This window comes from Rhizobium sp. GCM10022189 (genome assembly GCF_042656325.1).
Classification (GTDB): domain Bacteria; phylum Pseudomonadota; class Alphaproteobacteria; order Rhizobiales; family Rhizobiaceae; genus Rhizobium.
The window spans coordinates 330,691-343,606 of sequence record NZ_JBHSOR010000004.1 but is presented as its reverse complement, the minus strand read 5'-3'; the positions used below and the strand labels follow the sequence as shown (position 1 = coordinate 343,606).

The window sequence follows — 12,916 nt, the reverse complement described above, 5'->3', positions numbered from 1 at the left end:
TAGCGTCCCGCTTCAGGGCACGAAAAAATCGCGCGTCAGCAGCGCCACCGCCCAGACGGCGAAGGCAATCAGCGCGATCTTCCAGAAATCCATCCGGCGGCGCAGCCCCGGATAGCCGAGCGGCTTGATGACCTGGATTGCCATGGCAAGGATGAGCAGCAACGCTATCAGCTTTGTCATGGCTTTATTTTTTCCATCTATCAGAATGTCACAGGACGGACATTTTTTCACGCGAACACAGGATATCTACTCGCCGTAAAGGCATTCCGGGGCACAATCAACATTCTTATGGACTGGGCGGATCAAGCTCTCGCCTTATGTCCTTCTCAAAGCGAACACGCCGAGTCTGGGGATATGACAAGAAATCTGCTGTCCGTCGCTGCGCTGCTCTTTGGCACGCTCTTCCTCTTCATGGGCAACGGACTGCAGGGCATTCTGCTTCCCGTACGCGGTAATCTCGAAGGTTATGCCACGACCACCCTCGGCCTGCTCGGAACCTCCTGGGCGGCGGGCTTCGTCGTCGGCTGCCTGATCGCGCCGAAGATGGTGCGCCGTGTCGGCCATGTGCGCGCCTTCTCCGGCTTCATCGCCATCATCGCCATCATCGCGCTCGTCAGCGGCATCATCATCGACCCGGTCTGGTGGGTCATCCTGCGCGCGGTCACCGGTTTCTCGACCGCAGGCACGTCGATGATCATCGAAAGCTGGCTGAACGAGCGGGCGAACAATGAAAGCCGCGGCGCGATTTTCTCGCTCTATATCGGCATCACCCTGCTTGGCGTCGTTGGCGGCCAGCTGATGATCCCGCTGGAAGACGTGCGCACGCCGGCGCTCTTCATGATCTGCGGCATCTTCTACTGCATCGCCATGCTGCCGACCACGCTGTCGACCGCCGCCTCGCCGCAGCCTCTGAAGGCGGTGAAACTCGACCTGCCGGCGCTCTATCGCAATTCACCCGTTTCCTGCCTCGGCATCCTGCTCGTCGGCATCGCCAACGGCGCCTATGGCACGCTCGGCGCCGTCTTCGGCGCGGGTGCCGGCCTTTCCGATACCGCGATCGCCGTCATGATGAGCGCCACCATCTTTGCCGGCGCCATAATGCAGCTTCCGGCCGGGCGCCTCTCCGACCGTATCGACCGCCGTTACGTGCTGGCGGCCATGTCGGCCATCGCAGCGCTCGCCGGCCTCCTGATCTTCCTGCTGCACCCCTCCTCCCCTGCCTTCCTGATCGGCCTCGTCATCCTCTACGGCGCCGTCGCCAATACGCTCTATCCGATCGCCGTCGCCCATGCGAACGACTTTGCCGCATCGGAGGATTTCGTGAAGGTATCGGGCGGCTTGTTATTGCTTTACGGGATCGGCACCGTCATCGGCCCGACGATCGGAGGTCCGGTCATGTCGGTCATCAGCCCGCATGCGCTCTTCCTGGTGACGGCGCTCGCCCATCTTCTGATCACCGGCTACGCCATCGTCAGAAGCCGCATTCGCGCAGCCATTCCGGCAAGCGACCGCGACGCCTACACGACGATCCCGACGGCCACGTCTCCCACGCTCACGCCGCAAAGCATGTCGCTTGCCGATCGCGGTTCCAGCAAGCCTCCCGAAAGCGTCGATCCTGCTGTAAAGTTCGGCTGACGAGTGGAAGGTGTCGCGCAAGACTGCGCATGGAAACAGATCTGCAGGATCGCGACACGCTTAAGGAGGAATGACAATGAGCTTCATCGATGACGACCGGCCGCAGAAGAAGACCGCGCACGAGATCGGCTGCGATCTTTCCATGCTTTCGGTGGACGAGCTGAAAGCGCGTGTGGAACTCTTGAAGGCCGAGATCGCGCGGCTCGAGGCCGAGGCCGCCAGCAAGGCTTCGGGCCGCCTGGCTGCTGAAAGCCTGTTCCGTTCATAAGACTGTGAACGCGCAAATATTGCTTCGTAATTACTTTCGTTAAGTCTTAAATTGAGACGGCATTAATAAAAAATTAAGCTTTATAAGATATTACTCATGCTGTTCAGATCCTTCTGAACCTCAGACAGTTTTCCAAGCGGTGAATTGGTCTGATTTTTCTCCCTGTTTTACCTTGAGAGCCGCTTTTGCGGCTCTTCTTTTTTGCGCTGCCTTAGATGTTTCCACGAAACTGTGGAGATTAACCTTTTCTTAAGAAACGGCTTGCGCAATTGGGCTAAAGATACCATCTTGAAATCATAAAGACCGGCCGGGAAACTTTTCCGCGGAAACCGGCGTTACCTGATAGTAGATGCGTGCAACAGGGATTCTTTAGATGTCGGAACTTGGATTGAATACAATCAGTTTTGCGGGCCGCGCTGCCGCATCCTCGCAGTTCAAGACGCTGTATGCAGAGGGCATGTCGCTGGTCGAAGAAACCGCATCCTACCTCGACGGCCAGGGCCGCGCAGCCTCCAAGGTACTGCCGCGCATGGCTTCGGTACTCTACGCGGCTGAATCGATGCGCCTGACCACCCGGCTGATGCAGATGGCCTCCTGGCTGCTGCTGCAGCGCGCCGTCAACAATGGCGAAATGTCGCGCGATCAGGTTCTGGCCGAAAAGAACAAGGTTCGTCTCGACGGCTTCAACGTCGACCGCAACGCTCCGGGCTGGGGCGACCTGCCGGAATCCTTCCGCGACCTCGTTGAACGTTCGCTTCGCCTGCAGAACCGCATCGCCTTGCTCGACCGCGAAATCTATCGCCCGGCAGAAGCGGCGATCGTTCCGGACAACCAGAACAGCGTCCAGGCCCAGCTTTCCCTGCTGCAGACCGCCTTCGGCAACAACTGATCTGGCATTAGCGATTTCTCGAAACCGGCTGCGGCGACGCGGCCGGTTTTTGCTTGTTCTCCGGCTCAGACCGGAAACAAAAAAGCCCAGCGCGAGGCCGGGCTTTGTATGGTCCGTCGGGCGGAAGCGAGTTAGAGGCCGAGGCCGCCGAAACGCTTGTTGAACTTCGAAACACGGCCGCCACGGTCCATGAGCTGCTGGTTGCCGCCCGTCCAGGCCGGATGCGACTTGGAGTCGATTTCGAGGTTCATGACAGCGCCTTCCGAACCCCAGGTCGAGCGGGTTTCGTACTCGGTGCCATCGGTCATGACTACCTTGATGATGTGGTAGTCGGGATGGATGCCTTCCTTCATGACAATCTTCCTGCGATGCCGGGGTTCAATTTGCCGCAGACAGTTGCGGGGAAAGAACCGATTGAATAAATGAAGCCGCAGTCGTGAAGGCTACGGCTTCCCATTAGGATGCGGTGCCTATACATGAAGGGCGCCGGGATAACAAGGGCCAAGGAGCCGCAATACGCGGTCTTTGAGGGCGATCGGAGACGATTTGGCAGAGCAGGCAGAGCTTGGGGAGAAGAAGTCGCGTTCGCTAAGGCCGCTCGGCAGGCTGGCACCTTACGTGGCACGCTATCGCGGCATGGTCGCGGGCGCCTTGATTGCGCTGGCCCTTGCCGCCGTCACCTCTCTTGCCATACCGCTCGCCGTGCGCCGCATGATCGACCACGGCTTCACGCAGGCCGACGGCACCTTCATCAACAGCTATTTCGCGATGCTGATGGTCATGGCCATCGTGCTCGCTGTTGCCAGTGCGCTCCGCTACTATTTCGTCATCACCATCGGCGAGCGCATCGTCTCGGATCTGCGCCGCGATGTCTTCTCCCATGTCACGCGCCTGTCGCCCTCCTTCTTCGACGTCAACCAGTCGGGTGAGATCCTCTCGCGGCTGACGGCCGATACGACGCAGATCAAATCCGCCGTTGGCGCCACAGCTTCCGTGGCGCTGCGCAACCTGATCCTCTGTCTCGGCGCTCTCGGCATGATGATCGTGACCTCGCCAAAGCTGTCGAGCCTCGTCATCGTCGCAATCCCGGTTATCGTCTTTCCGCTGGTCGCCGGCGGCCGATCGGTACGCAAGCGTTCGCGCGCTGCGCAGGACACGCTGGCGGAAGCCTCGGCCTTCGCCAGCGAGACGATCGCTGCAACCCGCACCGTGCAGGCCTTCAACGCCGAAACCATTGCCGCAGACCGCTACGGTTCGGCCGTCGAATCCGCCTATCACGCCGCGCGTTCGGCCGTCTCTTCCCGAGCCCTGCTGACGGGTATTGCCATCACCCTGATCTTCGGCAGCGTGGTCGCCATTCTCTGGTTTGGCGCCCACAGCGTTCTCGCCGGCACGCTCTCGGCCGGCACGCTCGGCCAGTTCCTGCTTTATGCGGTCATCGCGGCCGGCTCGCTCGGTGCGCTTTCGGAAGTCTGGGGCGAGCTCTCGCAGGCAGCAGGTGCCGCCGACCGTCTGACCGAGCTTCTCGACGAAGTCTCGCCGATCGCCGCCCCCGCGCATCCGCTGCCGCTCCCCTCGCCTGCCCAGGGCCGGGTGGAATTCGACGGCGTACATTTCGCCTATCCCTCCCGTCCCGGCAAATCGGCCCTGCACGGCCTCGGTTTTGCCGTGCTGCCGGGAGAGACGGTCGCGATCGTCGGCCCGTCCGGCGCCGGCAAGAGCACGGTCTTCTCGCTCCTGCTGCGCTTTTACGATCCGCAGCAGGGCAGCGTGAAAATCGACGGCGTCGATGCCCGACAGGCAGACCCGGACGCCGTGCGGCAGCGCATCGCCATCGTGCCGCAGGACGTCACCATCTTCGCGGCCTCGATCCATGACAATATCGCCTTCGGCTTCCAGGGGGCGACGCGCGAGCAGGTTCGCGCCGCCGCAATCGCGGCCCAGGCCGATGAGTTCATCAATCGGCTGGAGAAAGGTTACGACACTCAGGTCGGCGAACGCGGCGTCACGCTCTCGGGCGGCCAGCGTCAACGCATCGCCATTGCCCGTGCGATTCTGAAGAACGCGCCGATCCTGCTTCTGGATGAAGCGACTTCGGCCCTCGACGCCGAGAGCGAGACGCTGGTGCAGACGGCGCTTGACGGGCTCATGCATGGCCGCACGACCATTGTCATCGCCCACCGCCTCGCCACCGTTCTGAAGGCCGATCGCATTCTCGTCATGGACCAGGGCCGCGTCGTCGAGGAAGGCACGCATCAAAGCCTGATCCGGCACGGCGGCATCTATGCGAAGCTCGCCCGTCTGCAATTCGATGCAGCCAACGAGGATGTGCTGGCTGCCGCCAAATAGCGGCTTCATGCACCATCGCGACTAAAGTCTGATCTCTTCGGCCCTCGCATGCGGTTGCCTTTGTGGCAACCTGCCCTAACCTCCCTATGCCCGAGGTAGGGGCCTTTGCTGTTGAAATCTGTGGGAGGAGATTCGAATGGCGTTTTCTGACATGACCCGTCGCATGAGCCTGGCGTTTGGCCTTGGCCTGCTCGCAGCCGCCACGGCTACGGCCGCATCGGCCGAGACTTTTCCCGATCGCTCCATAACGATGATCGTGCCCTTCGCCGCCGGGGGCTCGACCGACGTCGTCGCGCGCATCGTCGCGCAGAAAATGTCCGAAGATCTCGGCCAGCAGGTCATCGTGCAGAATGTTGCGGGAGCCGGCGGCAATCTCGGCGCCGGCAACGTCGCGCGCGCCGCACCGGGCGGGTACACGATCCTGATGGGTACCGTCGCCACCCACGCGCTCAATCCGCTGATCCTGAAATCGACGCCTTATGATGCCGAGAAGGATTTCTCGCCGATCTCGCTGCTCGTGGTCGTGCCCAACGTGCTGGTCGTCAATCCGGAATTGCCCGCCAAGAACGTTGAGGAACTGGTTGCCCTCCTGAAAGCCGATCCGGACAAGTACAGCTACGCCTCTTCCGGCAACGGCACGCCGCTGCATCTTTCCGGTGAACTTTTCAAAAGCATGGCGGGCGTCGACATGCAGCATATCCCCTATAAAGGCGCCGGACCGGCATTGAACGACGTCATCGGCAATCAGGTCCCGATCATGTTCGACAACCTGCCCTCCTCGTCGAGCCACATCAAGGCCGGCACACTGAGGGCGCTCGCCGTGACGACCGCCAAACGCGCGCCCTCCTTCCCCGATATCCCGACCATCGCGGAATCCGGCATTCCCGGCTACGAGACCTATACGTGGAATGCGCTCTTTGCGCCGGCCAACACGCCCGCCGATGTGGTTGCCCGCCTCAACATTTCCGCCAACAAGGCGCTGGGCGATCCGGCCGTGGCCGAGCGGATGAAGGAATTCAGCGCAACGGTCGTCGGCTCCACGCCGGAAGAACTCGGCGCCCATGTGAAGGCCGAGCTTGCGAAATGGAAACCGGTCGTCGACGGCGCCCATATCCAGATGGAATGAGCGCAGCGGGAGGCGACGTTATGCCTCTTTTCTCGCGCCCGATCCAAGCGGCGGCAATTGGACGCTCCGCAATTGAATTCTAATTAAGGTAGTGGAAAAGCTCACGATTCTGGGCTAACGTTCGGGAGGCTGAAGCACGATTTCAGCTTACCAGGAGGGATCCATGTACAGATTTGAAGTTTACAAGGATAAGGCCGGTGAATTCCGCTTCCGCTTCAAGGCATCGAACGGCGAAACCATGTTCTCGTCCGAAGGCTACAAGGCGAAGGCATCCGCAGTGAACGCCATCGAGTCCATCAAGAAAAATTCGCCCGGCGCGGAAGTGGTGGATCAGACAAAGGCGGAAGCCTGACCGGAAGCGGAGGCGGCATCAGTCGCCTCCAGCATCTCCTTATCGGCGCATTTCTGGTGCGCGTTTGCAGCGTGAACTATTTTCGACAGCCATGTCGAAATGGCTGCTGCTGAAACCTCATTGTTTCGGAACGGTTCCAAGCCGCGCCACCGGTGCGTTGCAGCCTCGGCCATTTCGGCCTTACATGCTGCCTGCCGGTCAAACGCCATCAGAGGATCAGGAGTTTCCGATGCAATATGCGCTTATCATCCGTGAATCCGCAGAAGACTTTGTCCGCCGCGGCGACCCCGCCTATCGCGACGGCTGGACTGCCTATACCAAGGCCCTGATGCAGGCCGGGATCTTGACTGCCGGTGCCGGTCTGACCCCGCCCGAAACCGCCACCATCGTGCGCCGCAAGGGCGACGACCATGACGTGCAGGATGGTCCCTATCCGGAAGGCAAGGAATCGCTCGGCGGTTTCTACGTCATCGAGGTGCCCGATCTCGATACCGCGCTTGAATGGGCGACACGCGTTCCCGTCTCCGAACAGGGTTCGGTCGAGATACGGCCGCGCCTGCAGGTTGCGTGAGGCTTTGGTGAAATCAGATGCAGGCCGCGCCGCCGAGAAGGTGGCGCGGCAGTCCTACGGCAAGCTCATCGCCTTTCTTGCTGCCCGCTCGCGCGATGTGCCGGCGGCGGAAGATGCGCTATGCGATGCGCTGGCGGCTGCCCTGCGAACCTGGCCCGAGCGCGGCGTTCCCGACAATCCGGAAGCCTGGCTGCTCACCGTGGCCCGCCGCAATCTCCTGCAGGCGGCCCGCCGCCAGACCGTGCGCGACAATGCCCGCAGCACGGTTGCGATGGCTTTCAAGGAAGCCGAGGAGCGCATGAACGATGTCCATGATGCGGTCTTCCCGGACGAACGGCTGAAGCTGCTCTTTGCCTGTACTCACCCGGCAATCGACAAATCGGTCCACACACCGCTGATGCTCCAGACCGTGCTTGGCATTGACGCGAAAACCATGGCGCGGGCTTTCGTCGTCTCGCCGGATGCGATGAGCCAGCGCCTGGTGCGGGCCAAGGTGAAGATTCGCGATGCCGGCATTCCCTTCGCCATTCCCGAGCGGCCCCTGCTGCCGGAACGGCTGGCTGGTGTGCTCGCGGCGATCTACGCCGCCTACGGCATAGGCTGGGACGGGCTCGACGGCGAGCAAGATAGCCGCACCGGCCTGACGGGCGAGGCGATCTGGCTCGGCCGCACGCTGACGACAATCCTTTCCGACGAGCCCGAGGTCATGGGACTGCTGTCGCTGATGCTCTATTGCGAGGCCAGAGGGCACGCGCGGCGCAGCGGCGGCGTCTACATCCCGCTCGAAGAACAGGATACTGGCCTCTGGAATGAAATCATGATGGCGGAGGCCGATGCCTTGCTGCGCAAGGCGGGAAGTTTCAATCGCTTCGGTCCGTTCCAGTGCCAGGCCGCCATACAGTCCGTTCACGCCACACGCCGCCGAACGGGCACGACGGACTGGGAAGCCCTCGCCACGCTCTACCGGGCGCTGATCGCAATGAAGCCCTCACTGGGCGCAAAAGTCGCCCTTGCCGCCGTTATCGGCAGGCTGGAAGGCGCAGCTCCCGCTCTCGCGCTGCTGGACGCTCTGGAGCAGAGGAGCGTTGCCAGCTACCAGCCCTATTGGGCGGTGCGCGCGCACCTGCTCTCGGAACTCGGCGAAAGCGAGGCCGGTGCGACGGCCTACAGGATTGCGATCGGCCTCAGCGACAGCCCGGCCGTCAGCAGCTTCCTGACGGACAGGCTCCGGGCGATTATTTCTCGGTCAGCTTGAGTTCGATGCGACGGTTGGTGGCGCGCGCCTCGGGCGTATCGCCCGGCGCAATCGGCTGGAACTCGCCGAAGCCTGCCGCCACCAGACGGTCGGCAGGCACGCCCTGCGCGATCAGGAACTTTACGACCGAAATCGCGCGGGCGGATGAAAGCTCCCAGTTGTCGCGATAGCGGCCAGACCCCGACAGCGCGACATTGTCCGTATGCCCGTCGACACGCAGAACCCAGTTGATCTCCGGCGGGATCTCCTTGGCGAGATCGAGCAGCGCGGCTGCAAGCTTTGCCATTTCCGCCTGCCCCTCCGGATTGAGATCGGCGCCACCGGACGGGAACAGCACTTCCGACTGGAAGACGAAACGGTCGCCGACGATGCGGATATTCTCGCGATCGGACAGGATCTCGCGCAGGCGGCCGAAGAAATCCGAGCGGTAACGGTTGAGTTCCTGTACGCGCGCTGCCAGCGCCACGTTCAGGCGGCGGCCGAGATCGGCGATCTTTGCCTGCGAGGTCTGGTCCTTCTCTTCCGAAGCCTGCAGCGCCGCCTCGACCGCTGCAATCTGGCTGCGCAACGCGGCAATCTGCTGATTGAGAAGCTCGACCTGGCTGAGCGCCCGGTCGCTCACCTGCTTCTGCTCGTCGAGCTGCTGCGTCAGCGTCCCGATCTGCTGCTTGGCCGCGTCCTGCCCGCCTGCTCCGGCACTGAGCAGCGCCTGCAGCCGCGAACGTTCGCCCTCGGCGCTTGCAAGCGAGGCCTGCAGGTTGGCGACGGAATCCTGAAGGTCCTGATTGCTGCCCTTTTCGAGCGCCAGCAATTGCGTCAGCTCGTTGATCTGGCTGTTGAGGCGCGTCAGCACCTCGTCACGACCGGAGATTTCGCGGCTCAGAATGAACTGGCCGACAACGAAGACCGTGAGGATGAACATGATGGCGATGAGCAGCGTCGACAGGGCATCGACGAAGCCGGGCCAGTAATCCACCGCGCGCTGGTGACGGCGGTTGCGGGCAAGAGGCATGGTCTACTTGCCCTCGCTCTTCTCTATCAGGTTGCTGCGCTCGCGACTGCCACCCTGGACACCGATGCGCTCGGCCAGACGATCGAGCGTGCGGCGCATCGCCTTTGCCTCGTCCTGCTGCACTTCTATCCAGTCGCGCAGCATCTGCTGCTCGTTGCGCATGTTCTTGACGAGACCCTGAATGCCTTCCGCGAGGCTCGCCATGGCGGCGACCGACCGCTGGCTGGCGGGACCGCCCTCTTCGGCGACCTTGCGCAGATATTCCGACAACGCCTTCATATCTTCCGAAGAGCCACCGGAGACGGCGTCGAACGCCTGCACCGGAACGTCAGAGCCGACATCGGTGACGGAGGAGAGCCAGTTTTCCAGTTCCATATAGAAACGGTTCTGCGCACGGCCGGCCTGCAGATCGAGGAAACCGAGGATCAGCGAACCCGAGAGACCGAGCAGCGAGGACGAAAACGCCTGCCCCATGCCGGAAAGCGGTGTCGCAAGTCCTTCCTTCAGCGTCGAAAGCACGTCGCCCGTGCCGTTCGAGCCCGCATCGAGCGACTGGATGACGGAGCTGATCGAGCCGATCGTGCCGATGAGGCCCCAGAAGGTGCCGAGCAGGCCGAGGAAGACGAGCAAGCCGATGAGATAGCGCGAAACATCGCGCGATTCGTCGAGACGGTTGGCGATGGAATCCAGGATGGAGCGCAGCGCGGTGGTCGACAGCGCAACACCGGACTTGCGATTGCCGATCAGCGCCCGCATCGGCGCAAGCAGCCGCGGATTGCGGTTCACCTTCTCGACGCTGCCTGCGGCGCGGAAGGAATTGAACCAGCGCACTTCCGGGCGAAGCGACAGGACATGGTTGAAAACGAGAATGATTCCAACGGCAAGAACGCCGAGGATGAGGCCGTTGAGGCCCGGATTGTGCATGAAGGCGGTCTGCGTCTGACGGAACAGGATCGCTGCTATGAAGCCGACGATGATGAGGAACAACACCATCGTCCAGAAGAACGACATGGGACTGGAGAGTTTGTAGGCGTAGCCACCCGTGGTCTTCTCGGTCGAGCCGAACTCGGCCACATTCACATTTTCCATAGGTTCCTCGGCCTCCGGATTCATTGCACCGGAGACTAGATCAACATTGTGCCGAATTGAAGTATGCGGCGCCGAAAAGCCGGACTTTACAACAGCCTGTTTCCGATTGCCCTCAGCGGGTCGGAACGGGCCGCTTGACCACTTCCATCAGGGCCTTCTGGATGTGCTCGTTACCGGCGATGATCGAACCCGTCTCCAGGATCGCGGTGCCGCCATCCCAATCGGTCGCAAAGCCGCCGGCTTCGCGGATGAGCAAAATGCCGGCCGCCATGTCCCACGGGGAGAGCGCCGTTTCCCAGAAACCGTCGAAACGGCCCGCCGCCACATAGGCGAGATCGAGCGAGACGGCGCCCATGCGGCGGATGCCGGCGACTTCGCCCATGACATGGCGCAGCTCGATCAGGAACTTGCCGTGATTGCCGCGACCGAGATGCGGCACGCCGCAGCCGATGACGCTGTCGGAGAGCACCCGGCGCGAGGCGACACGCAGACGGCGATCGTTGAGGAACGCGCCACCGCCGCGCTCGGCAGTGTAAAGTTCGTCCGTCGCCGGATTGAAGATCACCCCTGCGACAATCTCGTTGTTGCGCTCAAGCGCGATGGAAACTGCAAAAGCGGGAATGCCGTGCAGGAAATTGGTCGTTCCGTCGAGCGGATCGACGATCCAGCGATGCGCGCCGTCCGTGCCCTTGATCTCTTCGCTCTCTTCGCCGAGGAAACCATAGGTCGGGCGAGCCTTGAGAAGCTCTTCCTTGACGATCTTCTCGGCCTTGCGGTCGGCATTCGAAACGAAGTCGCCCGGTCCCTTGACCGATACCTGCAGGTTCTGCACTTCCCCGAAATCACGCCCCAGCGACTTGCCTGCCTTGATGGCAGCCTGAACCATGACATTGAGAAGAGCTGAACGGGCCATGTGGGCATTTTCCTTGGATAATACGGGACGCGCTGTCAGGGGCGGGATATGTCCCTGAACGCCGGAAGCGACAGCGCTGCATAGATTGGCGGCCTCAAGACCACAAAATCAGGGAAATTTCAAGGGGAATGCCGCATGGCAGGCCTGCAGCACGAAAGGATGGTTCCCAAATTACTCTGGACAGATTCCGCGCCGTCTTTGCCGCCACGCAGGCGGCCGCTCGCCATATGAAGGCGGGCGCCCTCATCGGCAGTGTCGTCGCGCCAGCCTGACGATCGACGGCGGTCATCTCGCCTGACGCTGAACAAGGAAACGGCAGCACAGATGCGCCGCCGTTTCCTTGTTCAGCATCCGAAATTCAGGATTTCTGCTGCGTAATGAGCACTTCGCGGGCGATCTGGTCGAGCGGCAGGACGCGATCGACGCCACCCTTGGCAATGGCCTCCTTCGGCATCCCGAAAACGACGGACGTCGCCTCGTCCTGTGCGACCGTATAGGCGCCGGCCTGATGCATTTCCAGCATGCCGCGCGCACCGTCGTCACCCATCCCGGTCATGATGACACCCATCGCGTTCGATCCGGCCGAACGCGCCGCGGAACGGAAAAGCACATCGACGGACGGGCGGTGACGCGAAACCAGCGGCCCGGGTTTGACCGAAACGTAATAGCGCGCACCCTGCCGTTCCAAAAGCATATGCTTGTCGCCGGGCGCGATCAGCACGTGACCGCGCAGCACCGGATCGCCGTCGGCCGCCTCCTTGACCTCGACTTCGCAAAGACCGTTGAGCCGCTTGGCGAATGCCGCCGTGAATTTTTCCGGCATATGCTGGACGATGACCATGCCCGGCGCATTGGCCGGAAGAGCCTCCAGAAATTCGCGCAGCGCTTCCGTCCCGCCGGTTGAGGCGCCGACGCAGACGACCATCTCCGTCGTCTTCGCCATGGCCCGGCCGGTCGGCGGCGGCAGCATGGCATCGGCGGTCAGCTTCTTGGCCGGCCCCTCCGCAGAGGCCGAGCGGATGCTGCCGGCCGCACGGCGCACGTTTGAAAGCCGTGCATGCGAAGCGCTCTTGACCACTTCGCGGATACGCATCGCGTCATCGGCCAGACTGTCTGCCGCGCCGATCTTCGATTTCAGGATGACATCGACCGCGCCCGCTTCCAGCGCCTGGATCAGCGTTTCCGACCCGGCCTCGGTCAGCGACGAGCACATGACGACGGGAATCGGCCGCTGCGACATGAGCTTGCGCAGGAAGGTGATGCCGTCCATGCGCGGCATCTCGACATCGAGCGTGATGACGTCGGGAATTTCTTCCTGGATCTTGCGTGCCGCCATAAAGGGATCGGAGGCGACGCCCATGATCTCGATATCCGGATCTTCCTCCAGAACCCGTGTCAGCGTCTGCCGGACGCTGGCTGAATCGTCGATAATGAGGACGCGGACTTTTTTGGCCATG

General features: G+C 62.0%; 14 protein-coding genes. 8 read left to right on the top strand and 6 right to left on the bottom strand.

What is annotated here, in order from left to right; genetic code table 11:
• Positions 1-12: 12 nt before the first annotated feature.
• Complete coding sequence (locus tag ACFPWW_RS06050; protein ID WP_377310972.1) at positions 13-180, bottom strand: hypothetical protein; 168 nt, start codon at positions 178-180, stop codon at positions 13-15.
• Positions 181-354: 174 nt separating this feature from the next.
• Here ACFPWW_RS06050 and ACFPWW_RS06045 point away from each other — a divergent pair, with 174 nt between their 5' ends.
• From ACFPWW_RS06045 to ACFPWW_RS06035, 3 genes are all read left to right on the top strand, one after another.
• A complete protein-coding gene (locus ACFPWW_RS06045) occupies positions 355-1,635 on the top strand; it encodes an MFS transporter (RefSeq protein ID WP_112563891.1) in 1,281 nt (426 codons plus the stop codon).
• Positions 1,636-1,711: 76 nt separating this feature from the next.
• Complete coding sequence (locus tag ACFPWW_RS06040) at positions 1,712-1,903, top strand: DUF1192 domain-containing protein (RefSeq protein WP_377310970.1); 192 nt, start codon at positions 1,712-1,714, stop codon at positions 1,901-1,903.
• A gap of 373 nt (positions 1,904-2,276) precedes the next feature.
• Entirely contained in the window at positions 2,277-2,792 is a 516-nt protein-coding gene (locus ACFPWW_RS06035; RefSeq protein ID WP_112545041.1) for a DUF1465 family protein, read from the top strand.
• 131 nt (positions 2,793-2,923) lie between these two features.
• On the opposite strand, the gene rpmE is transcribed toward ACFPWW_RS06035, so the two are convergent.
• Entirely contained in the window at positions 2,924-3,145 is a 222-nt protein-coding gene (gene rpmE, locus ACFPWW_RS06030; protein WP_112563887.1) for a 50S ribosomal protein L31, read from the bottom strand.
• Between the two features lie 193 nt (positions 3,146-3,338).
• Here rpmE and ACFPWW_RS06025 point away from each other — a divergent pair, with 193 nt between their 5' ends.
• From ACFPWW_RS06025 to ACFPWW_RS06005, 5 genes are all read left to right on the top strand, one after another.
• Complete coding sequence (locus tag ACFPWW_RS06025; RefSeq protein WP_377310968.1) at positions 3,339-5,141, top strand: ABC transporter transmembrane domain-containing protein; 1,803 nt, start codon at positions 3,339-3,341, stop codon at positions 5,139-5,141.
• 136 nt (positions 5,142-5,277) lie between these two features.
• Entirely contained in the window at positions 5,278-6,267 is a 990-nt protein-coding gene (locus tag ACFPWW_RS06020) for a Bug family tripartite tricarboxylate transporter substrate binding protein (protein ID WP_377310966.1), read from the top strand.
• Between the two features lie 163 nt (positions 6,268-6,430).
• A complete protein-coding gene (locus ACFPWW_RS06015; protein WP_112563881.1) occupies positions 6,431-6,619 on the top strand; it encodes a YegP family protein in 189 nt (62 codons plus the stop codon).
• 229 nt (positions 6,620-6,848) lie between these two features.
• On the top strand, positions 6,849-7,190 hold the full coding sequence (locus ACFPWW_RS06010; protein WP_112563877.1) for a YciI family protein: 342 nt from the start codon (positions 6,849-6,851) through the stop codon (positions 7,188-7,190).
• Between the two features lie 7 nt (positions 7,191-7,197).
• On the top strand, positions 7,198-8,445 hold the full coding sequence (locus tag ACFPWW_RS06005) for an RNA polymerase sigma factor (RefSeq protein ID WP_377310964.1): 1,248 nt from the start codon (positions 7,198-7,200) through the stop codon (positions 8,443-8,445).
• On the opposite strand, the gene ACFPWW_RS06000 is transcribed toward ACFPWW_RS06005, so the two are convergent.
• The 4 genes from ACFPWW_RS06000 to ACFPWW_RS05985 all read right to left on the bottom strand — a co-directional run bounded on the left by ACFPWW_RS06000 (position 8,426) and on the right by ACFPWW_RS05985 (position 12,915).
• Positions 8,426-9,457: a peptidoglycan -binding protein gene (locus ACFPWW_RS06000; RefSeq protein WP_112563873.1), complete on the bottom strand. Its 1,032-nt coding sequence runs from the start codon at positions 9,455-9,457 to the stop codon at positions 8,426-8,428. The genes ACFPWW_RS06005 and ACFPWW_RS06000 overlap by 20 nt on opposite strands.
• 3 nt (positions 9,458-9,460) lie before the next feature.
• Complete coding sequence (locus ACFPWW_RS05995) at positions 9,461-10,546, bottom strand: MotA/TolQ/ExbB proton channel family protein (protein WP_112754640.1); 1,086 nt, start codon at positions 10,544-10,546, stop codon at positions 9,461-9,463.
• 112 nt (positions 10,547-10,658) lie between these two features.
• Positions 10,659-11,459 carry an inositol monophosphatase family protein gene (locus tag ACFPWW_RS05990; protein ID WP_112563869.1) on the bottom strand — a complete coding sequence of 267 codons (801 nt, stop codon included), beginning with the start codon at positions 11,457-11,459 and terminating at the stop codon, positions 10,659-10,661.
• 358 nt (positions 11,460-11,817) lie between these two features.
• The gene (locus ACFPWW_RS05985; protein WP_112563867.1) at positions 11,818-12,915 is read right to left on the bottom strand and encodes a protein-glutamate methylesterase/protein-glutamine glutaminase; all 1,098 of its coding nucleotides are present in this window, start codon (positions 12,913-12,915) and stop codon (positions 11,818-11,820) included.
• Position 12,916 lies beyond the last annotated feature (1 nt).